This window comes from Bacteroides fluxus YIT 12057, from assembly GCF_000195635.1.
In the GTDB taxonomy this organism is placed as follows: Bacteria; Bacteroidota; Bacteroidia; order Bacteroidales; family Bacteroidaceae; genus Bacteroides; species Bacteroides fluxus.
Window position 1 is genome coordinate 1 of the sequence record NZ_GL882670.1, and the last position, 546, is coordinate 546.

At 52.9% G+C, this 546-nt stretch carries 1 protein-coding gene; it reads left to right on the plus strand.

Features of this window, described 5'->3' with window-relative positions; translation table 11 throughout:
* On the plus strand, window positions 1-546 hold a 546-nt coding region (locus tag HMPREF9446_RS12405; protein WP_009126023.1), incomplete at both ends, for a PD-(D/E)XK nuclease domain-containing protein.

Genomic DNA, 546 nt, shown 5'->3' on the forward strand with positions numbered 1-546 from the left:
GTTCCAGACGGGTACTCCCACCTATCTGGTGGATTTACTGAAACAGAGCGACTATGACCTGCGCCTGTTGGTGGCCGGGGTGGAGGTGACCGCTTCCGCCTTCTCGGAATATCGCGCGGAGGCGAACAATCCTCTTCCCATGATTTACCAGAGCGGTTATCTGACCATCAAGGGGTACGACAGGGAAGTCCGTCTTTATACCCTTCGGTTTCCTAACGATGAAGTCCGTTATGGCTTCCTGAACTTTCTGGTTCCTTTCTATACCCGGGTCACCGATGACGAGACAGGTTTTCATATCGCCAAATTCATGCGCGAGCTTCGTGCGGGTGATGTGGATGCTTTCATGGAGCGCCTTAAACTCTTCTTTGCGGGGATTCCCTACGATTTGAGTGACAATACCGAGCGTCATTACCAGGCCATTTTCTATATAGTGTTCACCCTGATGGGGCAATTTGTGGAGACGGAGGTTCGCAGCGCCCGTGGCCGTGCGGATGCCGTGGTGAAGACCCGGGATGCCATTTATGTCTTCGAATTCAAACTGGACGG